Here is a 25,842-nt window from a genome sequence, read left to right as displayed (position 1 = left end):
GTTCAGGAAACGAACCCGCGAGCGCCGGCAAAAGCCTCTTGCTTAACTCTGGCGTTCCAGCACGGCGGCGAAGAAACCGTCCGTTGCGTGGCGGTGCGGCCACATGGAAAGGTAATCGCCCATTTCCAGATCGATGCGCTGCTCGGCCAGCACGTCGCGCGCGGGCACCAGAGCGAAATCCGGATGATCGGCGAGGAACTGCTGCACCACCGCTTCGTTTTCTGCTTCCAGAATCGAGCAGGTCGCGTAGACGAGACGGCCGCCCTTCTTCACCAGCCGCGCGGCGCTCGCCAGGATCGACGCCTGCTTCGGCGCCAGCTCGGCCACCGATTCCGGCGACTGGCGCCACTTCAGGTCGGGGTTGCGGCGCAGCGTGCCGAGGCCGCTGCACGGCGCGTCGACCAGCACGCGGTCGATCTTGCCCGCAAGGCGCTTGATCTTGGCGTCGTGTTCACTGTCGATCAGCACGGGGTTCACATTCGACAAGCCGCTGCGCGCGAGGCGCGGCTTGAGCTTGGCGAGACGCCGCTCGGAAATATCGAACGCATAGAGCCGCCCGGTGGAGCGCATCGCCGCGCCCAGCGCGAGCGTCTTGCCGCCCGCGCCCGCGCAGAAGTCGACGATCATCTCGCCGCGTTTGGGCGCGACCAGCGAGCACAGCAGTTGGCTGCCTTCGTCCTGCACTTCGACCCAGCCATGCTGGAACGCGTCGAGCTTGGTGAGCGGCGGCTTGCCGACCACGCGCACGCCGAATGGTGCGAACGGCGTCGGGCCGGCCTCGATGCCGGCCTTCGACAACGCGTTCAGCACGTCGTCGCGGCTCGCCTTGATCGGGTTCGAGCGCAGATCCAGCGGCGCCGGATAGTTCAGCGCCGCGGCCAGTTGCGCCAGCTCATCGGGTTCGAAACGCTTGCTGAGCGCCTGATAGATCCAGTCGGGCAGATTCAGGCGAATCCGCAGCGGCAGGCTTTCAGGGTCGATCTTCGCGACGTGTTCGAGCCATTTCGACTCGGACTCGGACACGAAAGGCTTGAGCGCCGTGCGCCCCGCCGTCTGCATCAGGCCGAGCAAAGCCATACGGCGCGCCGGGCTGCCGGCGCCGCTCTCCGCCAGATGGGCGAATTCCATCCGGCGGCGCAGCACCGCGAAAACCGCCTCGGCGATCACGCCGCGTTCGCCGTGCCCGAGCTTCGGGTGAGCGCGGAAGAAACGGCTCGTGGTGGCGTCGGCCGGGCCGGTGAATTTCAGGACTTCAGCCAACAAAGTCTCAGTTTGTCCAATCAGAAAACCATGCAATCTCATGCGCCCTCTCCGGCGGTGTGACCGGCAAAGAGCCATTGCGGCTCCGGCGGCGTAAGCGTGACACGCAGGCCGTTCAGAGCAAGGCGCCCTTCGACGAACCAGCGCACCGCGCGTGGATAAATAATGTGTTCGGTTGCCAGCACGCGTTCGGCGAGCGTGGCGGGGGTGTCGCCCGTCTCGACGGGAACCGCCGACTGCACGACGATCGGCCCGTGATCCAGTTGCGACGTGACAAAATGCACGGACGCGCCGTGCAGCCGCACGCCAGCGTCGAGCGCCTGCTGATGGGTTTTCAGGCCCGGAAAGCTCGGCAGCAGCGACGGATGCACATTCAGCATGCGCCCGGCGTAGCGGTCGACGAAACCGGCTGTCAGCACGCGCATGAAACCGGCGAGCACCACCAGATCGGGCGCGAAGCTGTCGATTTGCTGGGCCAGCTCGGCGTCGAAGCTGTCGCGATCGGGAAACTGGCGGTGGTCGACCACCGCCGTGGCAATGCCGTGCGACGCCGCGAACGCAAGGCCCGCGGCATCAGGACGGTTGGCAATCACGGCGGCGACTTGTGCGGGCCAAGCCTCGTCCGAGCAGGCTCGAACGATGGCTTCCATGTTGCTTCCCCGTCCGGAAATCAGGATGACGAGTTTTTTCATCCGCGGATTTTATCATTCGGGGACACCGAAACCGTGACGCGCCGCCGTCCACTGCGCTGAACGTTTATAATCGTTTGTTTTGCGGCACCCCGGCCGCGTCACCTCAAACCCGCTATCGTGAGAGTCTTCCGCGGTCTTCCCAATGCTGAAAGCCGTGCGCCCTGCGCACTGACCATCGGCAACTTCGACGGTGTCCACCGCGGCCATCAGGCTCTGCTCGCCCATGTGCGGGCGGCTGCCGATGCGCGCGGCCTGCCCGTCTGCGTGATGACCTTCGAACCGCACCCGCGCGAATTCTTCAACCCGGCGGGCGCGCCGCCGCGTATCGCCATGCTGCGCGACAAGCTCGAGGCACTGCGCACCAACGGCGTCGACCGGGTGGTGGTCGAGCACTTCAATCACACGTTCGCGAGCCAGTCGCCGGACGCGTTCGTCGAGCGGATCATCGTCAACGGGCTGCATGCGCGCTGGGTGATGATCGGCGACGACTTCCGCTACGGCGCAAAACGCGCTGGCGACTTCGCGTCGCTCAAGGCCGCGGGGCAGCAACACGGTTTCGAAGTCGAACAGATGGCCACGGTGGCCGATCCGTCGGGCGCGCGCATTTCCAGCTCGGGCGTACGCGCGTCGCTGGTAGCGGGCGACCTCGACTCGGCGCGCGCCGCGCTGGGCCGTGACTATGTGATCAGCGGCCACGTCGTGCACGGCATGAAGCTCGGCCGCGATCTCGGCTTCCCCACGCTGAACCTGGCGATCGCCCACAAGCGCCCGGCGCTCATGGGCATTTTCGTGGTGCGCGTGCATGGCGTGGCGGACGAACCGCTGCCGGGCGTCGCGAGTCTCGGCCTGCGTCCCACGGTCGACGATTCCGGCCGCGTGCTGCTCGAAGTCCATCTGCTCGACTGGCATGGCGACGCTTATGGCAAACTCGTGCGCGTCGAATTTCTGAAGAAGCTGCGCGACGAGGAAAAGTACGTCGACCTCGAAACGCTGACCGCTGCCATCAAGCGCGACGTCGTCAACGCCCGCGCGTGGTTCGCGGCCGTCGGCGCGGGCACGCCGGGCAGCCGTTCTACCGGCTTCGCCACCTCGGCCACTGACCGAATTAGATAGCCGCCGCGGTACCCGCGGGCGCACCGAGTGCCCAGGGTACCCTCGCCGCGCGCATCGAAGGGCGTCCGTGAATCACGCGACATGCCTGCCGGGCGCGCCCAACGCCCTCGCGCATCGTGCGCATTCCGCGCCTTGGCGCGCATAGAAAGAATTCACCGCGACCTCATCATGAGCAACAAGAAAGCCGATTCGAAACCGCAGTCACGCTACCCGGTCAACCTGCTCGACACGCCGTTCCCGATGCGCGGCGACCTCCCCAAGCGCGAGCCGCAATGGGTCAAGGAATGGCAGGAGCGCAAGGTCTACGAGAAGATCCGTGCCGCCAGCAAGGGCCGCAAGAAGTTCATCCTGCACGACGGCCCACCGTATGCGAACGGCGACATCCACCTCGGCCACGCGGTGAACAAGATCCTGAAGGACATGATCGTCAAGGCGCGCAATCTGGCGGGCTTCGACGCGGTCTACGTGCCGGGCTGGGACTGCCACGGCATGCCGATCGAAATCCAGATCGAAAAGCAGTTCGGCAAGTCGCTGCCGGCCGCTGAAGTCATGCAGAAGGCGCGTGCCTACGCGACCGAGCAGATCGAGAAGCAGAAGGTCGGCTTCCGGCGCCTGGGCGTGCTCGGCGACTGGGACAATCCGTACAAGACCATGAACTTCACGAACGAAGCCGGCGAAATCCGCGCGCTCGCGAAGATCATGGAAAAAGGCTACGTGTTCCGCGGCCTGAAACCGGTGAACTGGTGTTTCGACTGCGGCTCGGCGCTCGCCGAAGCGGAAGTCGAGTACAAGGACAAGACCGATCCGACCATCGACGTGCTATTCAGCTTCGCCGAGCCGGAAAAGACCGCGCAAGCGTTCGGCCTGAACGCGCTGCCGCGCAACGAAGGCGGCATCGTGATCTGGACCACCACGCCGTGGACCATCCCCGCGAACCAGGCGCTGAACCTGCATCCGGAAATCGTCTACGCGCTGGTCGACACGCCGCGCGGCCTGCTGATCCTCGCCGAAGAGCGCGTTGAAGCGTGCCTGAAACTGTATGACCTGGAAGGCACGATCGTCGCCACCACGCCGGGCGCGAAGCTAGTCAATCTGCGCTTCAATCACCCGCTCGCCTCCGCGCACCCGGGTTACAAGCGCACCGCACCGGTCTATCTCGGCGACTACGTGACGACCGAAACCGGCACGGGTGTCGTCCACTCGTCGCCGGCATACGGTGTGGAAGACTTCGTGTCGTGCAAGGCGCACGGCATGGCGGACTCGGACATCATCAATCCGGTGATGGGCGACGGCCGTTATATCGAATCGCTCGCGCTGTTCGGCGGCCTGTCGATCTGGGCGGCCAACCCGCAAATCGTCGAAGCGCTGCAAGGCGCGGGCTCGCTGATGCGCACCGAGAAGTACACGCACAGCTACATGCACTGCTGGCGTCACAAGACGCCGATCATCTACCGCGCCACGTCGCAATGGTTCGCGGGTATGGACGTGAAGCCGAACGATACCGACAAGACGCTGCGCGAAACCGCGCTCGAAGGCATCGAGAACACCGCGTTCTATCCGGCGTGGGGCAAGCAGCGCCTGTTCAGCATGATCGCGAATCGCCCGGACTGGACGCTCTCGCGCCAACGCCAATGGGGCGTGCCGATGGCGTTCTTCGTGCACAAGGAAACCGGCGAACTGCATCCGCGTACGCTGGAATTGCTCGAAGAAGTCGCGCAACGCGTCGAGAAGGCCGGCATCGAAGCCTGGCAATCGCTCGACCCGCGCGAGTTGCTCGGCGACGACGCCAACATGTACGAAAAGAACCGCGACACGCTGGACGTGTGGTTCGATTCGGGCACCACGCACTGGCACGTGCTGCGCGGCTCGCATAAAGACGAACTGCAATTCCCGGCCGACCTGTATCTGGAAGGCTCGGACCAGCATCGCGGCTGGTTCCACTCGTCGCTGTTGACCGCCTCGATGCTCGACGGCCGTCCGCCGTACAACGCGCTGCTCACGCACGGTTTCACCGTGGACGGCGAAGGCCGCAAGATGAGCAAGTCGCTCGGCAACGGGATCGATCCGCATGAAGTGGCGAACCGCCTCGGCGCGGAAATCATCCGCCTGTGGATCGCCTCGACCGATTATTCGGGCGAACTGGCGATCTCCGAAGAAATCCTGAAGCGTGTGACCGAAGGCTATCGCCGCATCCGCAACACGCTGCGCTTCCTGCTCGCGAACCTGTCGGACTTCGACTTCGAGAAGAACGCGCGTCCGGTCGAAGACTGGCTGGAAATCGACCGCTATGCGGTGGCGCTGTCGGCGAATCTGCAAAACGACATCCTCTCGCACTACGAGAAGTACGAGTTCCACCCGGTGGTCGCCAAGCTGCAGACGTTCTGCTCGGAAGACCTCGGCGGCTTCTATCTGGACGTGCTGAAAGACCGTCTGTACACGACCGCCGCGGACTCCGTGGCGCGCCGTTCGGCACAGACCGCGCTGTATCACATCGCGCACGGCCTGCTGCGTCTGATGGCGCCTTTCCTGTCGTTCACCGCGGAAGAAGCGTGGAAGATCTTCAAGCCGAACAGCGAGACGATCTTCACCGAAACGTATCACGCGTTCCCGGCCGTGCCGGACGCCGGCGCGCTGCTCGACAAGTGGACGCTCCTGCGCGCCGCCCGTAGCGACGTGACCAAGGCGCTGGAAGAAGCGCGCGTGGCGAACCTGATCGGTTCGTCGTTGCAGGCGGAAGTGGAAATTCGCGCGAGCGGCGCGCGTTACGACGCGCTCACGAGCCTCGGCGACGACCTGAAGTTCGTGCTGATCACCTCGGCGGCGAACGTCGCGATGGTCGGCAGCGAAGCGGAAGAAGGCGTCGAGGTCATCGCCTCGAAGTATCTGAAGTGCGAACGCTGCTGGCATTACCGCGCGGACGTCGGCGCGAACGCCGAACACCCCACGCTGTGCGGCCGCTGCTTCAGCAATCTGTTCGGCAACGGTGAAACCAGGAGCGCGGCATAATGGCGAGAACCATGTCGAAAACCGCGTCGAAAACATCTGCTGCAAACGGTTCGCTGGCGCCCTGGCTCGGGGTCGCGCTGATCGTCATCCTGTTCGATCAGTTGACGAAAATCGCGGTCCAGAAGGTGTTCGCCTACGGTGTCGCGCATGAGGTCACGTCGTTTTTCAACCTGATCCTCGTGTACAACCGCGGCGCGGCATTCAGCTTCCTCGCCATGGCGGGCGGCTGGCAACGCTGGGCGTTCACCGCGCTCGGCGTGGTGGCCGCGCTGGTGATCTGCTACCTGCTCAAGCGTCACGGCGGCCAGAAGATGTTCTGCACGGCGCTTGCGCTGATTCTCGGCGGTGCGCTCGGCAACGTGATCGATCGGCTCGCGTACGGCCACGTGATCGACTTCCTCGATTTCCACGTACGCACGTGGCACTGGCCGGCGTTCAATCTCGCCGACAGCGCGATCACGGTCGGCGCGGTGCTGCTCGTGCTCGACGAACTGCGGCGCGTACGCGGCAGCGCACGCTAAGACAGCAGGCGCTCGCGCTCAGGCTTGCGCACCAGTACGGCTTGAAAGGCGCGGCGGCGGGGATGCAACGCCCCGCCCCGCTGACCGCCACCACGCTTTGTCGGAGGCTTTCGTTGGCAACCGCAGAACTCGCAGGAAAACATCTCGTCCTCGGCATGACGGGCGGTATTGCCTGCTACAAGATCGCCGAACTCACGCGTCTGTTGACCAAGGCCGGCGCGACCGTGCAGGTCGTCATGACCGAAGCGGCCACGCAGTTCATCACGCCCGTCACCATGCAGGCGTTGTCCGGCCGCCCGGTCTACACGAGCCAGTGGGACGCGCGCGTACCGAACAACATGGCGCACATCGATCTCTCGCGTGAAGCCGATGCGATCGTGATCGCGCCCGCCTCGACCGACTTCCTCGCCAAACTCGCGCACGGCATGGCCGACGACCTGCTGGCGACGCTGTGCGTGGCCCGCGATTGTCCGCTGCTGGTCGTGCCGGCCATGAACCGGCAGATGTGGCAGAACCCGGCGACGCAGCGCAACGTCGCCCAATTGCGCGCGGACGGGGTCGAAGTGCTCGGCCCCGATTCCGGCCCGCAAGCGTGCGGCGAAACCGGCGACGGGCGCATGCTCGAAGCGGCCGCCACTTACGAAGCGATCGCCTCGTTCTTCGCACCGAAAATCCTGGCTGGCCGGCGCGTGCTGCTGACCGCCGGGCCGACGTTCGAACCGCTCGATCCGGTGCGCGGCATCACCAACCGCTCCAGCGGCAAGATGGGCTTTGCGCTGGCGCGTGCCGCGCAGCAGGCCGGCGCCGAGGTGCATCTGGTGGCCGGCCCGGTCGCACTGGAAACGCCTTGGGGCGTGTTCCGTCAGGACGTGCAAACCGCCCAGCAGATGCACGACGCGGTCATGCACTCGGTCGCGGATGCCGATATCTTCGTCGGCGTGGCCGCGGTGGCCGACTGGCGCGTCGATCACGCCAGCGAGCACAAGATCAAGAAAACGGCGGATCGTGCGCTGCCGAGCTTCGCTTTCGTCGAAAATCCGGACATTCTGGCCTCCGTGGCCAAACTGCCGCATCCGCCGTTCGCGGTCGGCTTTGCCGCGGAAAGCGGCGACCTCGAAGTCCATGGCGAAGAAAAGCGCGTGCGCAAGAACGTGCCGCTGCTGATCGGCAATCTCGGTCCGCTGACTTTCGGCCTCGACGACAACGAGGTGATCCTGTTCGAAGCAAGTGGCGTGACCAAGCTGCCGCGCGCCGACAAGCAGACGCTCGCGCGCGCCCTGATCGCGGAAATCGCGAAGCGTCTGCCCGACACAAGTCTGATTCGCTGAGCCATTCCAGCGGCACGTCAGTGCGGTCGCCGGGAGTCGCGGTAGCGAATTGAATCATCTGGAGCGGTACTGACATGACGCGACTATCCGTACTCGATCAAACGCCGGTGATCGCCGGGCACTCGGTGGCGGATGCGATTGCCGCCACGGTCGAACTCGCGCAACTCGCCGACGACCTCGGCTACACGCGTTACTGGTGCGCCGAACATCACGGCCTGCGTGGCGTGTCGAACCCCTGCCCCGAAGTCATGCTGGCGCGCCTCGGCAGTATCACGACGCGCATCCGGCTGGGCTCCGGCGGCGTGATGCTGCCGTACTACAGCCCGTTCAAGGTCGCCGAGCAATTCATGATGCTCGAGGCGTTGTTCCCCAATCGTATCGATCTGGGCGTGGGGCGCGCGCCGGGCGGTGACATGCGCACCGCGCAAGCGGTCGCTGCCGGCGACTACAATCGCGGCGATATTTTTCCGCAGCAAGTGGCCGATCTGATCGGCCTGATGAACGGCACGTTGCCCGACGATCACATTGCGAACGGCGTACTGCTGCAGCCGCAAATCGATACGCGCCCGCAAGTGTGGATGCTCGGGTCGAGCGAATTCGGCGGACTGCTGGCGGCGCAACTCGGCATTCCGTTTGCGTTTGCGCACTTCATCAACGCGCATTTCGGGCATCAGGTCGCGCATGCCTATCGCGAGCGCTTCAAGGCCGGCCAGGGCATACAGCAACCGTATCTGGCGGCCGCCGTGTTCGTGATCTGCGCGGACACCGAGCAGGAAGCCGCGGACCTGGAAAAAGCCGTTGATCTGCGCCGCGTGCAAATGGCCTACGGTCTGAACGAGCCGATTCCGTCGATCGAACAAGGCATCACGCAGGAGTATGGCGAGCGCGAGCAGCTGGTCATCTCGCGCGAAAAACCGCGCAGTATCATCGGCACGCCGGGAACCGTCACCGAACGGCTCCATGCGCTCCAGGAACAGTTCGAAGCCGACGAGTTGATCGTGCTCACCGTTGCGGGCAGCTATCGCGCCCGACTGCGTTCCTATGAACTTCTTGCCGAAGCGTTCCAGCTCGAACGCGCGGCCTCCACTCCGTAACCTTCGAACCTGCATGAAACTCGACCTGAAAATCCTCGACGCGCGCATGCGCGACCAGCTCCCGGCTTACGCCACTACCGGCAGCGCGGGCCTCGACCTGCGCGCGTGCCTCGACGAACCGTTGACGCTCAAACCCGGTGAAACCGCGCTAGTGCCGACGGGTCTGGCCATTCACGTCGGCGATCCCGGCTATGCCGCATTGATTCTGCCGCGCTCGGGATTGGGTCATAAGCACGGGATCGTGCTAGGCAATCTCGTCGGGTTGATCGATTCGGATTACCAAGGTCAACTGATGATCTCGACATGGAACCGTGGCGAGAGCACGTTCGTGCTGAATCCGATGGAGCGCCTTGCGCAACTGGTGATCGTGCCCGTCGTTCAAGCGGAGTTCAATATCGTCGACGACTTCGAAACCAGCGAGCGCGGCGCCGGCGGTTTCGGCAGCACGGGCAAGCATTAAGCTAGATTTCCCTAAAGCCGTGCTGGCTTAGCCCGATCCAGCACGGCTCTCTCTCCCCCGCCTCAAGCCTTCCTCGCGCCTTTCTGCGGCGCGAATCAAATTCGGAGTTATCCGATTTGGACCTTCACGCCCCCCACCTATAAATCAACCACCAGCAGCACCGATCTATCCGGCCACATTCACTGATTCATTGTCGGCCACCTCACGCTTGCGCTTCCCAGTTCCATCAAAGCCAGATAAAGGAGGTTCGCGTCACGAGTAGTGCTTTCAATTTATGGATTTACTTAGCTATCCCTATCATAGTCAGCGTGGTGCGGATAGTTACTCTTCCGGACAGCTCTTTCTTCGCCCACCCCGGCGATCAATCAGTGCTCGCCGGATAAACCTGAATGGAGCCAGTATGAAGATCGAATATGATGCAATCGTCGGCCCGGGTGCCAATGAATGGTATGGCACGATCATCGTCTCCAACCTGCGCTATGAAGATGGCAGCGCGGTCAGCGTCAACCAGTTCCTTGCATTCAACTTCCATTCGCCGGCCAACCTGGACGCCACGGCCATCCAGCCTCAGTTCATCAGTTGGGTGGTCGGCGCGACTACCGTGGAAGCGTCGCAAGTCGGCGACAGCGACGTCAACGTGACTGTGAAGATGGCGTTCACGACGTCATATACGATGCAGCCGCCCGATCAGATCACTATTGGTATCAACGGCAATCTTGTTGCCGATCCGCACACCTGGCTCGATTCATTCGTGTTCGCGGCCGATCAGGCGCCGACCATCTTCGGCACGGTGTCCGCCGCGTGCGCAACCGCGCCAGACCAGGCTCTCGCGAGCGTGACGCCCGTTCTCACGCTCGCCCAAGGCAGCATGATCTCCACCTTGCCGCTAAGCTATGGCGAGAGCGTCACTGCGAGTCTGCAACAAGGCGTCTATACGGTGAGCGGTGACAGTGTCTCTACTGACGATGAGACCGTCGTCGCGCCGCTTGTCATCCATCCCACTTCGGTTGAAGTCGTGGCCGGCAACACCTCGACGATCGAAGCATCCTTCGGGCCGGTCGAACGCTATTGCGCGCTCGATATTTCGATCGGTTCGCTCACCGGTCTGTCGAGCGAAACGCTCAGCGTCACGCTGATCGACAATAAGACCGGCAACACGCTCGCCGAATTCGATGCAAAGACCAACAGCGTGACGTCGCTGCGCAAGCTGCCGCCCTCGGGCACCGCGCGTGTTTCGCTACAGAACGTCGCGCTGAACGATGTCAACTACTCGTTCAAGGTGCCGGATATCACGCTGACGAACGCACTGCAGAAGGTGAGCATCAACGATTCCATGGTGACGAGCAAGCCCGTCAACACGTCGGGATACGTCAAGGTAGCGATCAAGATCACGGCCGAACAGACACTCGATCGTGAGATCGACTTACGCCTGATCGGCAGCCATATGAATTATCTGCAGACGGTCACCGTCAAGTCGCAGCAGACCGCTTTCTCGGCGCTCGTGCAGTCGGGCCACTACACGGTGGAGACCAGCGACTTCCTGTCGGCGGGCATCGTGTATGCCGTCAACGCGCCAGCGCAATTAGCCGTGAGCGGTGGCGGCAAAGTTGAACTCGACGTGAGCGTCGATGCATCCGCGAACCTCCGCGTGCGTGGTTTCCCAGCGTACCTGTGCTTCGGCGGTTGCGCCGATTTGCAGCCGAGCAATCTGGCGGACTTTGCCGCGGCGCGCGCGACATCGCTCTTCGATTACGCCGGCACAGACGGCGCCGGCGACTCGAACGTCTACCTGGCCGACGACGTCCAAACGCGCACGACGATCACCCTTGCCCGCAACGTCGAAGCGCAACTGGATAGCATTCAGCCCGTGCTGCCGGTGATGGTGTCGTACACCTGCAACCTGTCGCTCGGCAACACGCCGGGGATCCTCGCGAACGCCGACGCTCACGCGCACAGTTTCGCGAACTACATCCTGGCGCTGAACATCGCCACCGAGTCGATCGACGACGAGCACCCGGTTCCGGCAGGCTTCATCGTGAACCCGGACTTTCTCGGTGCGTGCGAGCAGGCCAACTTCGGCCCGACCTACTCGATGCCGGTGCGCGGGCCGCTGCAAACCGCGCTCGACCATTGGTCGCTCTCACTGGAGATTCCCGGCAATATCACCGAAGACATAGCCGGCTACGTCCTCGCTGTGAACTGGCTGACGCGCACAGTGGCGCCAAGCGTGACTTTCGGCTGGCAGATCAATCTCTGGGGCGTCGGCTACTCGGAGTGGATCTATGAGGATACCGATATAACGTCGCAAATGGCACAGCAAACGGCCGACTATGTCGCCAGCCTCGGCGTGTACGACGGGCCGTACGCCCCCGACTTCCTCGCGATCGACCGCTACGAAGCCGACGATTTCACACAACGCGCGTACGTGAACGGCTATTGCTATGGCCCACGCGAATGGCAACGCTATTTCGACTTCTGCAAGACGGTTAGCCGCGCACTCAAAGTGCCGGTCATGCCGTGGCAGATCCCCGCGAGCCGCATTCCGAACACGACCGACCCGGTCGCGGCCGATTTCGACTCCCAACATTGGGGAACCGGTGGCAGTTGCCTGCTCGGCGATCCGGCAATCGGCTCCGACTACCGTAACGTACACCCGACCATTCTGGCGTTGACATTCCCATCGGTGTTCCAGCAATCCATGGGCGCTACCGCCGAGGATATGTTCCTGCGCTCCGAACCGTTCGACATTTCGAATCCAATGTATGGCGACTTTCCGTTGCGCGGCATTTTCACCGTCCTGCTGGGCGGTGGCGCAACAACCGGCATCGTCTCGGCAATCGGCAACCCCGAGGCGTGGGCACGAGACAAACTGAACGCCTACATGAACAGTCCAGTTAGTTTCGATCAATAGCATCGGCCAAAAAAAACGGCGTGGACTTGAGGTCCACGCCGTTTTTTAGTACTACCGCGTATGCGCCTATTCGACTTCCACCGCTTCCGGGTTCGGATTGCGCGGCGCCGGATGTTCGTCGAAGGTCAACTGCACCTTGTCTTCCGCATCCACGTCGACCGTCACGCGACCGCCGTTCATCAGCTTGCCGAACAGCAGTTCGTCGGCCAACGCACGACGGATCGTGTCCTGAATCAGACGCTGCATTGGCCGCGCGCCCATGAGCGGGTCGAAACCGTGCTTGGCGAGATGCTTGCGCAGCGCATCGGTGAAGAGCGCGTCGACCTTCTTCTCGTGCAACTGATCTTCCAGCTGCATCAGGAACTTGTCGACCACGCGCATGATGATTTCCTCATCGAGCGAGCGGAAGCTGATCACCGCATCCAGACGGTTACGGAACTCAGGCGTGAACATGCGCTTGATGTCGACCATTTCGTCGCCGGTTTCCCGACGATTCGTGAAGCCGATCACCGACTTGCCCATCGCCTCGGCGCCCGCATTCGTCGTCATGATGATGATGACGTTGCGGAAATCCGCCTTGCGGCCGTTGTTGTCCGTCAGCGTGCCGTGGTCCATGACCTGCAGCAGCACGTTGTAGATGTCCGGATGCGCCTTCTCGATTTCGTCGAGCAGCAGCACGCAATGCGGCTTCTTCGTGACAGCCTCGGTCAGCAGACCGCCCTGGTCAAAACCGACATAGCCCGGCGGCGCGCCGATCAACCGGCTGACCGCATGACGTTCCATATATTCCGACATGTCGAAGCGGATCAGCTCAATGCCCAGCGTGAACGCCAGCTGCTTCGCCACTTCCGTCTTGCCAACGCCGGTGGGGCCGGAGAACAGGAACGCACCGATCGGCTTGTCCAGCTTGCCGAGACCCGCACGCGCCATCTTGATCGCAGCCGACAGCGCGTCGATGGCCGGATCTTGCCCGAACACCACGCTCTTCAGATCGCGATCCAGCGTTTGCAGCTTGCTGCGATCGTCTTGCGACACGCTTTGCGGCGGGACACGGGCGATCTTCGAGATGATTTCCTCGATCTCGTTCTTGCCGATGGTCTTCTTCTGCTTCGACTTCGGCAGGATGCGTTGCGCCGCGCCCGCTTCGTCGATCACGTCGATCGCCTTGTCCGGCAGATGACGATCCGTGATGAAGCGTGCCGACAACTCAGCCGCCGCCGACAGCGCGCCCGACGAATACTTCACGCCGTGGTGCTCTTCGAAACGCGACTTCAGGCCACGCAGGATCGCCACCGTCTGTTCGACGGTCGGCTCGGTCACGTCGACCTTCTGGAAACGGCGCGACAAAGCCGCGTCTTTTTCGAAGATGCCGCGATATTCCGTGAACGTGGTCGCGCCGATGCACTTCAGCGTGCCCGACGACAACGCCGGCTTCAGCAGGTTCGACGCGTCCAGCGTGCCGCCCGACGCAGCGCCTGCGCCGATCAGCGTGTGAATTTCGTCGATGAACAGGATGGCGTGCGGACGTTCCTTCAATTCCTTGAGGACCGTCTTCAGGCGCTGTTCGAAGTCGCCGCGATACTTGGTGCCGGCGAGCAGCGCGCCCATGTCGAGCGAATACACCTGCGCATCCGCCAGAATGTCCGGCACTTCGCCGCGCGTAATTCGCCACGCGAGGCCCTCGGCGATCGCGGTCTTGCCGACGCCCGCCTCACCGACTAGCAGCGGATTGTTCTTGCGGCGGCGGCACAGCACCTGGACCACACGCTCGACTTCCGACTCGCGCCCGATCAGCGGATCGATGCGGCCGTCTTTCGCCATCTGGTTCAGATTCTGGGTGAACTGCGCGAGCGGAGTTTCCTTCTGCGCGGCGGCTTCGTCGGACTCGGCATTCGCGTCGCTCGCTTTCGCGGCGTCCGTGCTGCTCGTCTTGGCGATGCCGTGCGAGATGAAATTGACCACGTCCAGACGCGTCACGCCCTGCTGCTGCAGGTAGTACACCGCGTGCGAATCCTTCTCGCCGAAGATCGCGACCAGCACGTTGGCGCCGGTCACTTCCTTCTTGCCATTCGAGGTGGACTGAACATGCATGATCGCGCGCTGGATCACACGCTGGAAACCCAGCGTGGGCTGCGTGTCGACGTCGTCCGTGCCAGGCACGGTCGGCGTGTTGTCATGAATGAAGTTGCGCAGGTTCTGGCGCAGATCCTCGATATTGGCCGCGCATGCACGCAACACCTCAGCCGCTGTCGGATTGTCCAACAGTGCCAGCAAAAGATGTTCGACCGTTATGAACTCGTGCCGCGCCTGGCGTGCTTCCATGAACGCCATGTGCAGGCTGACTTCCAGTTCCTGGGCAATCATGCTTCCTCCATCACACACTGCAGCGGATGCCCGGCCTGCCGTGCGTGGGTAACGACTTGCTCGACTTTGGTCGACGCGATGTCCCGCGTATAGACCCCACAAACTCCCCTGCCTTCGCGATGCACCTTCAACATAACCTGTGTTGCGGTTTCACGATCTTTATTGAAGTATTCCTGCACGATCATCACGACAAATTCCATTGGCGTGAAGTCGTCATTCAGCAGCACCACTTTGTACATGGATGGCGGCTTGAGCTTTTTCTCCTGCCGCTCCAGTACGGTGCCGTCCTGCTTGTCCGGGATAATCGCCATACACCCATTCTAAACAACTAGGACAGGCCCGCAATCCTGTCAAAACCCGGCCGACTGGCCGTGAGCCCGTTCGCGACCGCCTGATGGGTGATTCCCCCCTCGAGCGTGCGTTAAATCGACGAGCCGATTGCGGAGCCGGCCCCTATCCTGTGATGCTTGCGGCCGTGCTGCGCCGCAGTCGGATCGAGTATCGCACAACCTGCCGTAGCTGGCTGAGAGCTCGCCCGGCCTCGTTGGCACCGGGGCAACCCGCTGAACAGCATGTGAGTCGATTATGCGACTTTTCAAGACAGCCCGCTTGCGCAACCGCACATAACGAAAGCGGGAAAAACCCTGGAAAGTGCCTGTTTGCAACGCGGCAACGGCATCTCAAAATTTTCTTGACACCCGAATAAAGAGCCTCAACAATCAAGCTGGCACTTTTTTCACCAAGCCATAATTTCGAAAAAATGCCGATGGTGAGCTTGTGAGGAGGGAGCGGCTGCATCGCGCGGTCGTCGAGCTTTTCGAGGGCTCGTGGTAGTGACATGAGTTACAGGGGAAGTTGGAATGGCAACTGGTACGGTCAAATGGTTCAATGACGCAAAAGGTTTCGGATTCATCACGCCTGACGAAGGCGGCGAGGATCTGTTTGCACACTTCTCGGCCATCCAGATGAATGGGTTCAAGACCCTCAAGGAAGGCCAAAAGGTAACCTTCGAGGTCGTGCAAGGCCCGAAAGGCAAACAGGCATCGAACATCCAGGCACCTGCCTGAATCTGGTCGATTCCCGTCCTTTGAAACCCGGCTTCGTGCCGGGTTTCTTTTTTTGAGCGTCGCATTCTGACTGGGCTGGTTGTCCTCGGGTTGAGCTCGGCGCACGCACGTCCCATATATCGGGTAATCGTTCGGTCTGCTGTCGACTGAGGCGCCTCGCGCCGGACCAATGCGGCATCGCAAACGCTCACGCGCGCAACCCTGCGCGAGCCAAAAACAAACAACCCCGGCCGCCTTGCGGCGCCGGGGTTGGAAGTTAGAACCGGGTCAGGCTAACGCGAACCGCTTACAGATTCTCGATCAGCACCTGACCAAAGCCGGAACACGACACCTGCGTGGCGCCTTCCATCAAGCGCGCGAAGTCGTATGTGACGCGTTTTTGCAGAATCGATTTTTCCATCGACTTGATGATCAGATCCGCCGCCTCGGTCCAGCCGAGATGGCGCAGCATCATTTCCGCCGAGAGAATTTCCGAGCCTGGGTTCACGTAGTCCTTGCCGGCGTATTTCGGCGCGGTGCCGTGCGTGGCTTCGAACATCGCGACCGAATCGGACATGTTCGCCCCAGGCGCGATACCGATACCGCCGACCTGCGCGGCCAGCGCATCCGACACATAGTCGCCATTCAGGTTCAGCGTGGCGATCACGTCGTACTCAGCCGGACGCAGCAGGATCTGCTGCAGGAACGCGTCGGCGATCACGTCCTTCAGAACGATGTCGCCACCCGTCTTCGGATTCTTGATCTTCATCCACGGGCCGCCGTCGATCAGTTCCGCTGCAAACTCTTTTTGCGCCAGCGCATAACCGTAGTCGCGGAACGCGCCTTCGGTGAACTTCATGATGTTGCCCTTGTGCACCAGCGTGACCGAGCGGCGATCGTTATCGATCGCGTACTGGATCGCCTTGCGCACCAGACGCTCCGTACCTTCACGCGACACCGGCTTGATGCCGATCCCCGACGTTTCCGGGAAGCGGATCTTCTTCACGCCCATTTCTTCGCGCAGGAACTTGATGACCTTCTTCGCCTGTTCGGATTCAGCCGGCCACTCGATACCCGCGTAGATGTCTTCCGAGTTCTCGCGGAAGATCACCATGTTGGTCTTCTCCGGCTCACGCACCGGCGAAGGCACGCCCTTGAAATACTGCACCGGCCGCAAGCACACGTACAGGTCCAGTTCCTGGCGCAGCGCGACGTTCAGCGAGCGGATGCCACCGCCCACCGGCGTGGTGAGCGGGCCCTTGATCGAAACGACGTATTCCTTGAGCACCTGTAGCGTCTCTTCGGGCAGCCACACGTCCGGACCGTACACCTTGGTCGACTTCTCGCCGGCGTAGATTTCCATCCAGTGGATCTTTCGCTTGCCTGCGTATGCTTTTTCCACCGCGGCGTCCACGACTTTGAGCATGACCGGCGTGATGTCGAGGCCGGTACCGTCGCCTTCAATGTACGGAATGATGGGCTGGTCCGACACGTTGAGCGAGAAATCGGGATTGACGGTGATCTTGTCACCACCGGTCGGAACCTTGATGTGCTGATACGACATGATCGGACTCCAGTGAAGGCTGTGCTGAAAGCTGATGGGAGACTGCGAAAACGGGGCGCTCCTCGCTACGCGCAATGCCGCACGCCGGCAAGCGGCCTGGCCGCTATTCTAGCCCACGCAACCGCCGCGCCGAGCCCGCAACGGCTCGGGGTTTTCCAACATGCACGAACGCGGGCCGGCGAGCTGCGAGTCTTATGTCTTATATAAGACAAGGACCGTGTCACGGGGCATTATGCTTTATTATCCCGCCATTTACTATCGGTCCGGCACCGCTCGAGGCGCAGCGGCCTCGCCCGCCGCCCCGGCGTCTCGTACCTCTTATTTCATCACTATGCGCCTTCTCGCCCTGAACAAACCGTTCGGCACGATTTGTCAGTTTTCGCCGCACGAAACGCGCGCGTCGCTGGCCGACTGGATCAAGGCGCCCAACGTCTATCCGGCGGGCCGGCTCGACTCCGATAGCGAGGGTCTGCTGCTTCTCACCGACGACGGCGCTTTGCAAGCGCGCATCGCGGAACCGCGTCACAAACTCGTCAAACGTTATTGGGCGCAAGTGGAAGGCGCGGTCGATGCCGCCACGCTCAAGAAGCTCGCAGGCGGCGTCGATCTCGGCGATTACGTCACGCGGCCCTGTCGTGCCGAATACGTGGAGCCGACTGACAAGCTCTGGACGCGCACGCCGCCGATTCGTTATCGCGCCGCGATACCGACCACATGGATCGAACTGTCGATCACCGAAGGCAAGAATCGCCAGGTGCGTCGCATGACTGCCGCCGTGGGGTTCCCGACCTTGCGCCTCGTGCGCGTGGGCATTGGCGCGCTCGACGTGTTTTCGCTCGGACTGCAACCGGGCGAAAGCGTCGAATTGCCGCTGAAGGCGCCGTGGGAAGGCATGGCGTGATCATGCGCACGCGCATGGCCGGGTGCTGCTCGACAATGCGCCACACTCTCGTTTCACGCTGCGCTTCACCTTCAGCTTGAAACCGCTAACTCGTTGTATCCGCAAACAAAATAACGCGTGAAACCACCGCAAAAAAAGCGTGAAACAATCGCGAATGCGGCAACGCTGCCGCACGTGATTTGAATCAATCCATCGGCATATAAGTTTTCCACGAAATTTGCGTCAACCGGTGCGCGAGCTCAGGCGTTATTCGACGCAGATGCCGCCCGAAGCTATCCGGCATTCAGCCTTAAGGGCCTTTGTGCAAGCCGCTCTTGCGGTAAGTGCTGGGAGTCTGAGCGCTAACGCAGACGTGTCGAAAATTTGTTCGATACGGCTGTCAACCGAAAGGTGGATGGCACGTTTACCGACATGACTCCATATATAACCGGGTCATTTGGTTAATTAACTAAAGCTGAGGATTCACAAAATGAACAAACTGATCGCCGCTCTGGTCGCTGGTCTCTTCGCAACGGCAGCATTCGCACAAGCTTCGGCACCGGCAGCAGCTTCGGCAGCTCCGGCAGCAGCAGCTTCGTCGGCAAAGAAGACCACGAAGCACGCTCACAAGAAGTCGCACAAGAAGGCAGCAGCAGCAGCTGCAGCTTCGGGCGCTTCGGAGTAAGTTTGTTGTAAAAACGCAGTCAAGAACTAGCTTCATTGCCGTTCTTACGGCGTTGAAAGGCAGATCACCGCAAGGCGATCTGCCTTTTTGTTTTTGACGCGCTCGCGTAACATTCGCGGGTTAATTTCCAGCAAGGAGTCATGCCGTGCGATTTCCCATGCGCTCGTTGATTGCGCGTTTCGCTGTTGCCGTTGCACTGCCGCTCGCCGCGTTGTCCGCCTCGCTCACATTGGTTGCGACCACTGCCGCGCCTGCTCACGCGCAGCAAATGCCGGCCGGCGCGAAACAGCCGAGCGAATTTCCCCGCGCGAAGCTGACCGCGGGCATGTTCGTGATCGACGCCGCTGTCGCCGCGAACGACGCTGACCGCGAGCAAGGCCTCATGTATCGCACGAGCCTCGCGCCGAACGAAGGCATGCTGTTCGTCTTCAACGAAAACGCCGTGCACTGCTTCTGGATGAAGAACACGTTGATCCCGCTGTCGATTGCGTTCATGCGCGCCGACGGCACGGTCACCGATATCGACGAGATGCAGGCCGAGACCACCAACAATCACTGCCCGAAGAACAACGGCGTGTATGCGTTGGAGATGAGCAAAGGCTGGTTCACGTCGAAGGGCATCAAACCGGGGATGAAAATCCAGGGCCTGCCCGCCGCGCAATAAGACGCGCCGGCAGCGCGCGATTGTTCGCGAGCGTTGCCGCTGCCGTTTCGTCATACCGCTTTCCGGAAGCCGGTGCCTTGTCATGAGGCGCCGGCTTTTTTGTTGCCGCGCCGCGGCAACGGGGCCTTGCCATATTGCGTCGTCTCGCCGAATCGCGTCGCTTGGCCGTATCGCCCCGCATGGCGCCGTCTCGCGTCGCACCGCCGCGCCGGGATCAGGCAGCCCGAAGCCTTGCCAGCGGGCGTTCGCGCCCGAGCGGCGAGATTCCTGCAAAAGACGGGCCGACGCGCTATCCTAGTAATCTTAGTAAAGCAGCATCCAAGGCTCCCCGGACAGCACAGACTGCTGCCGGGCAAGCGTTTCAGGCGCGCCATTCCAAGGAGGTTCACGTGCCCCGCAAGACTCCCATCGAGCGCTACCGGAATATCGGCATCAGCGCTCACATCGATGCCGGCAAAACCACCACCACTGAACGCATCCTGTTCTACACCGGCGTGACCCACAAGATCGGCGAGGTTCACGACGGTGCGGCAACGATGGACTGGATGGAACAGGAGCAGGAGCGCGGCATCACCATCACGTCGGCGGCCACCACCGCTTTCTGGAAGGGCATGGCCGGCAACTATCCGGAACACCGGATCAACATCATCGACACCCCGGGACACGTCGACTTCACGATCGAAGTGGAGCGCTCCATGCGCGTGCTCGACGGCGCGTGCATGGTGTACGACTCTGTCGGCGGCGTGCAACCGCAGTCGGAAACCGTGTGGCGTCAGGCGAACAAGTACAAGGTGCCGCGCATTGCGTTCGTCAACAAGATGGACCGCGTGGGTGCGGACTTCTTCCGCGTGCAGCGGCAGATCGGCGACCGCCTGAAGGGCGTCGCGGTGCCCATCCAGATTCCGATCGGCGCGGAAGAACATTTCCAGGGCGTGGTCGATCTGGTCAAGATGAAGGCGATCTTCTGGGACGAAGAAAACCAGGGCATCAAGTTCGAGTATCGCGATATCCCGCCGGAACTCGCGGCGACCGCGAAGGAATGGCACGACAAGATGGTCGAGGCCGCGGCCGAAGCGAATGAGGAACTGCTCGACAAATACCTCGGCGGCGAAACGCTGACCGAAGAGGAAATCAAGCAGGCGATCCGCGCGCGCACCATCGCCAACGAAATCGTGCCGATGCTGTGCGGCAGCGCGTTCAAGAACAAGGGCGTGCAGGCCATGCTCGACGCGGTGATCGACTATCTGCCCTCACCGGTGGACGTGCCCGCGATCACCGGGCACGACGAACATGACAACGAGATCGAGCGTCATCCGAACGACACCGATCCGTTCTCGGCGCTCGCCTTCAAGATCATGACCGACCCGTTCGTCGGCCAGCTGATTTTCTTCCGCGTCTATTCGGGCGTGGTGAATTCGGGCGACACGGTCTACAACGCGATCAAGGAAAAGAAGGAACGCCTTGGCCGGATCCTGCAGATGCACGCCAACGAGCGCAAGGAAATCAAGGAAGTCTACGCGGGCGACATCGCCGCGGCCGTCGGCCTGAAGGAAGCGACCACGGGCGACACGCTGTGCGATCCGAACAACGTGATCATCCTCGAAAAGATGATCTTCCCGGAGCCGGTGATCTCGCAGGCCGTCGAGCCGAAGACCAAGGTCGACCAGGAAAAGATGGGCATCGCGCTGAACCGTCTTGCTCAGGAAGACCCGTCGTTCCGCGTGCAGACAGACGAAGAATCCGGCCAGACGATCATCTCGGGCATGGGTGAGTTGCACCTGGAAATTCTGGTCGACCGGATGAAGCGCGAATTCGGCGTGGAGGCCACCGTCGGCAAGCCGCAGGTCGCGTATCGCGAGACGGTGCGCAACAAAGCCGAAGATGTCGAAGGCAAGTTCGTCAAACAGTCGGGCGGCCGCGGTCAATACGGCCACGCGGTGATTACGTTGGAGCCGGCGGCGCAAGGCAAGGGCTACGAATTCGTCGACGCCATCAAGGGCGGCGTGATTCCGCGCGAATTCATTCCGGCCGTGGACAAGGGCATTCAGGAAACGCTGAAGGCCGGCGTGCTGGCGGGCTATCCGGTGGTCGACGTGAAGGTGACACTGACCTTCGGTTCGTACCACGACGTGGACTCGAACGAAAACGCGTTCCGCATGGCCGGCTCGATGGCCTTCAAGGAAGCGATGCGCAAGGCCAAGCCCGTGCTGCTCGAACCGATGATGGCCGTTGAAGTGGAAACGCCTGAAGACTTCATGGGCAACGTAATGGGCGATCTGTCGAGCCGTCGCGGCATGGTGCAAGGCATGGAAGACATCGCCGGCGGCGGCGGCAAGCTGGTGCGCGCCGAAGTGCCGCTCGCGGAGATGTTCGGTTACTCCACGTCGCTGCGCTCCGCGACGCAAGGCCGCGCGACTTACACGATGGAGTTCAAGCACTATGCGGAAACGCCGAACAACGTCGCTGAAGCCGTGATCAACGCGAAGCACAAGTAAGCTCTCTACCGCGAAGGCGTCGCACGCCAACGGCTAAAAGCCCGTCCCCTGTGGACGGGCTTTTTTTCGTCCGCTGCACCGCACACAGGGCTTCTTCACACGCACGTTTTTGAACGTGCAAAAATGCCGGATGGCGCCGTGCCGAACGCCGGGACATACGCTCACGAGGAGACACATCATGAGTCAGGATCACGAACATCCGCATTACAACGCTGCACCACCGGCCGGCCCGGTCGATTGGCGCGAGCACGGCGTGAAGGTCATCAAGGGCGATCAGCTCGATACCAACACGGCGCAAACGCCGGGCATGAATCGCGCGGCGGCGATCAATGCCGCGCGCGTCGGCGCGCAGAAGATCTGGGCCGGCACCGTGACGATCCATCCGAATGCGAAGACCGGCGCGCATCATCATGGCGCGCTCGAAAGCGTGATCTACGTGGTGCGCGGCCAGGCGCGCATGCGTTGGGGCGAGCATCTGGAGTTCACCGCTGAAGCCGGTCCCGGCGATTTCATCTTCGTGCCGCCGTATGTGCCGCATCAGGAGATCAACGCGAGTACCGACGACCCGCTCGAATGCGTGCTGGTGCGCAGCGATAACGAAGCGGTGGTGGTCAACCTGAACATCGACGCGGTGGAACAGCCCGAGACCGTGTTCTGGGTCGATCCGATTCACAAGCATCCGCACGATCATTAACTCCTGCCCACGCGACTCATGACGCCGACCGCTTCGCTGCGCCCTCGCCTTTTCACGCTATACGCCGTGCTGATCGCCGCCAATCTCGGCGCATGGGCGTGGGCGCTGATCGCGTTTCGCCATTACCCGCTATTGCTCGGCACGGCGCTGCTCGCCTATGGCTTCGGCCTGCGCCATGCGGTCGACGCCGACCACATCGCGGCAATCGACGCCGTTACGCGCAAGCTCATGCAGGCCGGCAAGCGGCCGCTCGGCGTCGGGCTGTCGTTTTCGCTGGGGCATTCGACGATCGTGATCGTGGCGACGATCGGCATAGCGTGGACCGCGCATTCGCTGCACGGCCGTTTCGAGTCATTCAAGGCAGTAGGCGGCACGATCGGCACGCTCGTCTCCGCGAGCTTCCTGCTGGTGCTGGCCGCCGTCAATCTCGTGATTTTGCGTGATGTCTGGCGCCGCTATCGGCTCGTCCAACAGAGCGGCGAATTGCCTGCTCAAACGGCGGATTCGATTGCGCCGGCGGGTCTGCTGTCGCGCGCGTTGCGCCCGCTCTTCAGGCTCGTGACGAAAAGCTGGCACATGTACCCTGTTGGCGTGCTGTTCGGCCTCGGCTTTGATACCGCAACCGAAATCGGCTTGCTGGCGATCGCTGCATCGGAAGCGGGTAAAGGTCTGCCGCTTTATTCGATTCTGGTGTTTCCCGCCCTCTTCACCGCAGGCATGACGCTGGTGGATTCGACCGATAACGTGCTGATGGTCCACGCCTACGGCTGGGCCATGGACGACCCGAAACGCAAGCTCTACTACAACGCGAGCATCACGTTCGTGTCGGCGGTGGTGGCGATCGTGATCGGCGGCGTCGAAGCGTTGGGTCTGCTGTCGGACAAGCTCGGTCTGAACGGCGGCTTGTGGGATGCGATCGCCAGCGTGAACGAACGCTTCGGCATGCTGGGTTACGGCATCGTCGCCGTGTTCATGGCGTGCTGGATCGGCTCGGTGCTGTTCCATCGCTGGCGGCGTCCGGGCGCGCTCGCGCGGTAAATCCAACAGCTTTTACGTACCGCGATCGGTAACGTTTCCATCGTGGCATCGGCCATCGCGTTGCTGCGGCGGCGAGTACATCATCCGCTCGCCGCATGGGAACTGTGCATGCCTCGCGCCACAGGAGCGTCGAGCGTTGTGATGACGATACACAGCGGCCCTTTTATCCGCGAATCGTGAACCTCGCGGCGCCGCAAGCGCGCCGAATCCATGAGCAATCGCTTACACTGAGACCGCTTCGCATTGCCGCTTTCGTCATTGCAATAGCTTCACCGTGTCGCGCATCGGCGCGGCCCTTCAGAACCGGCAACAGAACGGACTGGACACTCCATCGATGAAGACTCCCGCGAACCGACTTCCCGCACTCGACGCAGCCCGCCTCACCGCCGACGCCTACGGCAACCACGCCATCGACGAATTCCTCGCCGGCCGCGTTACGCGGCGCGATCTGCTGCGCTATGCCAGCGTGATCGGTTTGTCGCTGGCCGGCGGCGGCGTGCTGAATGCGCCGCAAGCGCGTGCGCAAGGCACCGCGGCCGCGTCGAATCAGACCATTCGTGTCGCGCACCTGACGCCTGCCGGCGCGGTCGATCCGCTCACCGTGACGGACGCCGCCAGTCTTGCGCTGCTGAATCAGACCGGCGAATTCCTGATCGACGACGACGGCGAAAAGCTCGTGCTGAAACCGGCACTCGCGCTGTCGTGGAAACCGAACGACAAGGGCGACGTGTGGACCTTCAAGCTGCGTCCGAACGTCAAGTTCCACGACGGCCAAACGTTCACCGCCAAAGACGTGGTCGCCACGTTCGACCGTCTCGCCGATCCGGCGAGCGGCTCGGCGGCGCTTTCCGTACTCAAGGGCGTGCTGTCCAAAGGCGGCGCCAAAGTGGTCGACGACCACACGGTCGCGTTTCATCTGGATGCGCCGAACGGCAACTTCCCGTATTACGTTTCCTCGGACAATTACAACGCCGTGATTCTGCCTGCGAACTACGCGGGGGGCTATGAAAAGAGCTTCATCGGCACGGGTCCGTTCAAGCTTGAAAAGTATCAGGCGAAGGTCGGTGCGTCGTTCGTGCGCAATCCCGATTACTGGGGCGACAAAGCGTTACCGCAACGCGTACAGTTCTCCTTCTACGCCGACGAACAGGCTCAACTGCTCGCACTGCAAGGCCATCAGGCCGACGTGATGGGCACCTTCACCGTGCAGGGCGGCGCCGGCATTCTGAACAATCCGGATTACAAGGCCGTGGGCGTGAAGTCGAGCGCGCACCGGCAGATTCACATGCGCAACGATAATCCGCTGTTCAAGGACAAGCGCGTGCGCCAGGCGCTGGCGTTGTCGCTCGATCGCGACGTGCTGGTGCGAGGCCTCTTCAAAGGTCGCGCGCAACTTGGCAACGACAGTCCGTTTGCGCCGGTGTTTCCTTCGTCGGATGCAGGTGTTCCGCAACGCAAAATCGACGTCGCGAAGGCGAAGCAATTGCTTGCACAAGCCGGTGTGCCGAACGGCTTCGACGTGACGCTGACCACCGAAAAATACATGGAGATTCCCGATCTCGCGGTGGTCGTGCAGAACGCGGCGAAAGCCATTGGTGTACGTATCAATCTGAAGGTCGAAAGCCAGTCGCTGTATTACGGCGCGGGCACGCCGGGCAAATCGGATTGGCTCGATTCGCCGCTCGGCATTACCGACTACGGTCATCGCGGCGTGCCGAACGTTTTCCTGAATGCGCCGCTCACCAGCACCGGCACGTGGAACGCGGCGCACTTCAAGAATCCGCAATACGATCAACTGGTCGCGCAATTCGTCGCCGCCGTCGATCTCGGCTCGCAGAAGAAAATCTCCGGGCAGATCCAGACACTGCTGCTCGATGAAACGCCCATCATCATTCCATTCTTCTACGATCAACTGATCGCCATGCGCAAGGGCGTGAACGGCGTGCGCTTCACCGCGCTCGCGCAGCTCTATTTCGACCGCGCGGTGTTGAGCGCGTAATGGTGAAGCGCCAGCGCGCATTCGGCAG

At 62.1% G+C, this 25,842-nt stretch carries 20 protein-coding genes; 15 read left to right on the top strand and 5 right to left on the bottom strand.

Annotated features, from left to right (window positions below; all coding sequences use genetic code 11):
* Positions 1 to 42: 42 nt before the first annotated feature.
* Together P0D71_RS09885 and purN are read right to left on the bottom strand one after the other, a co-directional pair.
* Complete coding sequence (locus tag P0D71_RS09885; RefSeq protein WP_091799699.1) at positions 43 to 1,302, bottom strand: RsmB/NOP family class I SAM-dependent RNA methyltransferase; 1,260 nt, start codon at positions 1,300 to 1,302, stop codon at positions 43 to 45.
* A complete protein-coding gene (gene purN / locus P0D71_RS09880) occupies positions 1,299 to 1,952 on the bottom strand; it encodes a phosphoribosylglycinamide formyltransferase (protein WP_091799696.1) in 654 nt (217 codons plus the stop codon). The genes P0D71_RS09885 and purN overlap by 4 nt, the downstream gene beginning before the upstream one ends.
* 117 nt (positions 1,953 to 2,069) lie before the next feature.
* On the opposite strand from purN, the gene P0D71_RS09875 reads away from it, so the two are divergent.
* The 7 genes from P0D71_RS09875 (at position 2,070) to P0D71_RS09845 (ending at position 12,385) form a co-directional block, all read left to right on the top strand.
* Entirely contained in the window at positions 2,070 to 3,065 is a 996-nt protein-coding gene (locus P0D71_RS09875; protein ID WP_091799693.1) for a bifunctional riboflavin kinase/FAD synthetase, read from the top strand.
* 168 nt (positions 3,066 to 3,233) lie between these two features.
* Positions 3,234 to 6,071, top strand: coding sequence for an isoleucine--tRNA ligase (gene ileS, locus P0D71_RS09870; protein ID WP_408479833.1), 2,838 nt, complete (start codon positions 3,234 to 3,236; stop codon positions 6,069 to 6,071).
* A gap of 11 nt (positions 6,072 to 6,082) precedes the next feature.
* Positions 6,083 to 6,592: a signal peptidase II gene (lspA, locus tag P0D71_RS09865; RefSeq protein WP_091801052.1), complete on the top strand. Its 510-nt coding sequence runs from the start codon at positions 6,083 to 6,085 to the stop codon at positions 6,590 to 6,592.
* 113 nt (positions 6,593 to 6,705) lie between these two features.
* The gene (gene coaBC, locus P0D71_RS09860) at positions 6,706 to 7,920 is read left to right on the top strand and encodes a bifunctional phosphopantothenoylcysteine decarboxylase/phosphopantothenate--cysteine ligase CoaBC (RefSeq protein WP_408479832.1); all 1,215 of its coding nucleotides are present in this window, start codon (positions 6,706 to 6,708) and stop codon (positions 7,918 to 7,920) included.
* A gap of 74 nt (positions 7,921 to 7,994) precedes the next feature.
* The gene (locus tag P0D71_RS09855; protein ID WP_408185242.1) at positions 7,995 to 9,014 is read left to right on the top strand and encodes an LLM class flavin-dependent oxidoreductase; all 1,020 of its coding nucleotides are present in this window, start codon (positions 7,995 to 7,997) and stop codon (positions 9,012 to 9,014) included.
* Positions 9,015 to 9,027: 13 nt separating this feature from the next.
* Complete coding sequence (gene dut, locus P0D71_RS09850) at positions 9,028 to 9,474, top strand: dUTP diphosphatase (RefSeq protein ID WP_091799679.1); 447 nt, start codon at positions 9,028 to 9,030, stop codon at positions 9,472 to 9,474.
* Positions 9,475 to 9,874: 400 nt separating this feature from the next.
* Entirely contained in the window at positions 9,875 to 12,385 is a 2,511-nt protein-coding gene (locus P0D71_RS09845) for a hypothetical protein (RefSeq protein ID WP_408479831.1), read from the top strand.
* A 66-nt stretch (positions 12,386 to 12,451) separates the two neighbouring features.
* Here P0D71_RS09845 and clpA read toward each other — a convergent pair whose 3' ends face one another.
* Together clpA and clpS are read right to left on the bottom strand one after the other, a co-directional pair.
* Complete coding sequence (gene clpA / locus P0D71_RS09840; protein WP_011489636.1) at positions 12,452 to 14,749, bottom strand: ATP-dependent Clp protease ATP-binding subunit ClpA; 2,298 nt, start codon at positions 14,747 to 14,749, stop codon at positions 12,452 to 12,454.
* Positions 14,746 to 15,060, bottom strand: a complete 315-nt coding sequence (clpS, locus tag P0D71_RS09835; RefSeq protein WP_006050100.1) for an ATP-dependent Clp protease adapter ClpS — start codon at positions 15,058 to 15,060, stop codon at positions 14,746 to 14,748. Before clpS ends, clpA begins: the two co-directional genes overlap by 4 nt.
* A 549-nt stretch (positions 15,061 to 15,609) precedes the next feature.
* Between clpS and P0D71_RS09830 the strand changes: the two genes are divergently transcribed.
* Positions 15,610 to 15,816, top strand: coding sequence for a cold-shock protein (locus P0D71_RS09830; protein WP_007180614.1), 207 nt, complete (start codon positions 15,610 to 15,612; stop codon positions 15,814 to 15,816).
* Positions 15,817 to 16,102: 286 nt separating this feature from the next.
* Here P0D71_RS09830 and icd read toward each other — a convergent pair whose 3' ends face one another.
* Positions 16,103 to 17,359 carry an NADP-dependent isocitrate dehydrogenase gene (gene icd / locus P0D71_RS09825; protein ID WP_091799670.1) on the bottom strand — a complete coding sequence of 419 codons (1,257 nt, stop codon included), beginning with the start codon at positions 17,357 to 17,359 and terminating at the stop codon, positions 16,103 to 16,105.
* Positions 17,360 to 17,690: 331 nt separating this feature from the next.
* On the opposite strand from icd, the gene P0D71_RS09820 reads away from it, so the two are divergent.
* The 7 genes from P0D71_RS09820 to P0D71_RS09790 all read left to right on the top strand — a co-directional run bounded on the left by P0D71_RS09820 (position 17,691) and on the right by P0D71_RS09790 (position 25,814).
* Positions 17,691 to 18,260, top strand: a complete 570-nt coding sequence (locus P0D71_RS09820) for a pseudouridine synthase (RefSeq protein WP_408479830.1) — start codon at positions 17,691 to 17,693, stop codon at positions 18,258 to 18,260.
* A gap of 469 nt (positions 18,261 to 18,729) precedes the next feature.
* The gene (locus tag P0D71_RS09815) at positions 18,730 to 18,924 is read left to right on the top strand and encodes a hypothetical protein (protein ID WP_011489640.1); all 195 of its coding nucleotides are present in this window, start codon (positions 18,730 to 18,732) and stop codon (positions 18,922 to 18,924) included.
* Positions 18,925 to 19,069: 145 nt separating this feature from the next.
* A complete protein-coding gene (locus P0D71_RS09810) occupies positions 19,070 to 19,588 on the top strand; it encodes a DUF192 domain-containing protein (protein ID WP_091799663.1) in 519 nt (172 codons plus the stop codon).
* 389 nt (positions 19,589 to 19,977) lie between these two features.
* Positions 19,978 to 22,083, top strand: a complete 2,106-nt coding sequence (gene fusA / locus P0D71_RS09805) for an elongation factor G (RefSeq protein ID WP_091799660.1) — start codon at positions 19,978 to 19,980, stop codon at positions 22,081 to 22,083.
* Between the two features lie 178 nt (positions 22,084 to 22,261).
* Positions 22,262 to 22,777: a cupin domain-containing protein gene (locus P0D71_RS09800; RefSeq protein ID WP_408296149.1), complete on the top strand. Its 516-nt coding sequence runs from the start codon at positions 22,262 to 22,264 to the stop codon at positions 22,775 to 22,777.
* Between the two features lie 18 nt (positions 22,778 to 22,795).
* Positions 22,796 to 23,815, top strand: coding sequence for a HoxN/HupN/NixA family nickel/cobalt transporter (locus P0D71_RS09795; RefSeq protein ID WP_408479829.1), 1,020 nt, complete (start codon positions 22,796 to 22,798; stop codon positions 23,813 to 23,815).
* A gap of 334 nt (positions 23,816 to 24,149) precedes the next feature.
* Complete coding sequence (locus P0D71_RS09790) at positions 24,150 to 25,814, top strand: ABC transporter substrate-binding protein (RefSeq protein WP_408479828.1); 1,665 nt, start codon at positions 24,150 to 24,152, stop codon at positions 25,812 to 25,814.
* The last annotated feature ends 28 nt before the right edge of the window (positions 25,815 to 25,842 follow it).

It is taken from the genome of Paraburkholderia sp. RL17-383-BIF-A, assembly GCF_046028015.1.
Classification (GTDB): Bacteria; Pseudomonadota; Gammaproteobacteria; order Burkholderiales; family Burkholderiaceae; genus Paraburkholderia.
The sequence above is the reverse complement of the archived record's forward strand: the minus strand, read 5'-3'. Positions and strand labels throughout refer to the sequence as shown.

Coding starts and splice junctions, on each gene's coding strand:
- clpA (WP_011489636.1), bottom strand. CDS start 14,749: ATGATTGCCCAGGAACTGGAAGTCAGCCTGCACATGGCGTTCATGGAA.
- dut (WP_091799679.1), top strand. CDS start 9,028: ATGAAACTCGACCTGAAAATCCTCGACGCGCGCATGCGCGACCAGCTC.
- lspA (WP_091801052.1), top strand. CDS start 6,083: ATGTCGAAAACCGCGTCGAAAACATCTGCTGCAAACGGTTCGCTGGCG.
- P0D71_RS09830 (WP_007180614.1), top strand. CDS start 15,610: ATGGCAACTGGTACGGTCAAATGGTTCAATGACGCAAAAGGTTTCGGA.
- ileS (WP_408479833.1), top strand. CDS start 3,234: ATGAGCAACAAGAAAGCCGATTCGAAACCGCAGTCACGCTACCCGGTC.
- P0D71_RS09885 (WP_091799699.1), bottom strand. CDS start 1,302: ATGAGATTGCATGGTTTTCTGATTGGACAAACTGAGACTTTGTTGGCT.
- P0D71_RS09820 (WP_408479830.1), top strand. CDS start 17,691: ATGCGCCTTCTCGCCCTGAACAAACCGTTCGGCACGATTTGTCAGTTT.
- clpS (WP_006050100.1), bottom strand. CDS start 15,060: ATGGCGATTATCCCGGACAAGCAGGACGGCACCGTACTGGAGCGGCAG.
- P0D71_RS09855 (WP_408185242.1), top strand. CDS start 7,995: ATGACGCGACTATCCGTACTCGATCAAACGCCGGTGATCGCCGGGCAC.
- P0D71_RS09790 (WP_408479828.1), top strand. CDS start 24,150: ATGAAGACTCCCGCGAACCGACTTCCCGCACTCGACGCAGCCCGCCTC.
- P0D71_RS09815 (WP_011489640.1), top strand. CDS start 18,730: ATGAACAAACTGATCGCCGCTCTGGTCGCTGGTCTCTTCGCAACGGCA.
- P0D71_RS09845 (WP_408479831.1), top strand. CDS start 9,875: ATGAAGATCGAATATGATGCAATCGTCGGCCCGGGTGCCAATGAATGG.
- P0D71_RS09795 (WP_408479829.1), top strand. CDS start 22,796: ATGACGCCGACCGCTTCGCTGCGCCCTCGCCTTTTCACGCTATACGCC.
- icd (WP_091799670.1), bottom strand. CDS start 17,359: ATGTCGTATCAGCACATCAAGGTTCCGACCGGTGGTGACAAGATCACC.
- P0D71_RS09800 (WP_408296149.1), top strand. CDS start 22,262: ATGAGTCAGGATCACGAACATCCGCATTACAACGCTGCACCACCGGCC.
- purN (WP_091799696.1), bottom strand. CDS start 1,952: ATGAAAAAACTCGTCATCCTGATTTCCGGACGGGGAAGCAACATGGAA.